Raw genomic sequence first — 891 nt, 5'->3', positions numbered from 1 at the left:
GGGCTTGTCGCAAACATTTTCGGAGCGCGCAATTATCCACTGAGCGTCCTCGTTTTCATGCTTTGTTAACCTTTTGTAGTCCGAAGAGGTGCGCGAGCAGATCGTTCTGATCATTTACGGTCCACACGCCGGAAAAGCCGAAGCCCTTCTTCAGCCAGAGCATGGCTTCGAAGCCTGCGATTGTCCGACGCGCCGTTTTGAAGGATTGGAAGCCGCCGATCTTGGGCATGTTCTTCTTAACCCGAAAATGGTCACTCTCGATGCGTTGTTGGAGATGCTTTGTGACGTAGTGCACGGGGTTGGGCTGAAGCAGACCATCATCTACCGATGCTTTAATCGCGGATGGGAAGGTATTCGCTCCATCCGTGCCGATCTTCTTAGGCGATAACAGGGGCTCGTCTTTGAGCATTTTGCGGAAGAACCTCTTTGCAGCATCCAGGTCGCGCCTGGCCGCCAGCAGGAAATCCATCGGGTTTCCATGCTTATCGATCGCCCGGTACAGATAGCGCCACTTGCCGCGGATCTTCACGTACGTTTCGTCGATCCGGATCGAACCACAATGCGGGCGTCGGAACTGGCGAAGCCGCTTCTCGATCATCGGCGCATAAGCCAAAACCCAGCGGTTGACAGTGCTGTGATCGACCTCGAAACCACGTTCCCGAAACATCTCCTCAAGGTCTCGATAGCTGAGCGGATAGCGCAGATACCAGGCCACTGCCTGCATGATGAGCCATGCCTCGAAATGCCGACCTTTGAAGTCGTCCTTTGATTGGCGCTTCAGCTTGTCGGCAATGGCATTCAGAATCATGGCTACGCTCCGCTACATTGGGAGCGGCAATTTCTCCGCTGGTGGTCAACAGGCCGTTAACCAAGAAAATTTGCGACAGGCCC

Annotated in this window: 1 protein-coding gene; it reads right to left on the bottom strand. The window is 54.4% G+C overall.

The features are described 5' to 3' along the window. Positions 1-55: 55 nt before the first annotated feature. Entirely contained in the window at positions 56-808 is a 753-nt protein-coding gene (locus EP380_RS23400; RefSeq protein WP_127601234.1) for an IS6 family transposase, read from the bottom strand. Positions 809-891: the final 83 nt, after the last annotated feature.

It is taken from the genome of Nitratireductor alexandrii (assembly GCF_004000215.1).
Taxonomy (GTDB): Bacteria; Pseudomonadota; Alphaproteobacteria; order Rhizobiales; family Rhizobiaceae; genus Mangrovimarina; species Mangrovimarina alexandrii.
The sequence above is the reverse complement of the archived record's forward strand: the minus strand, read 5'-3'. Positions and strand labels throughout refer to the sequence as shown.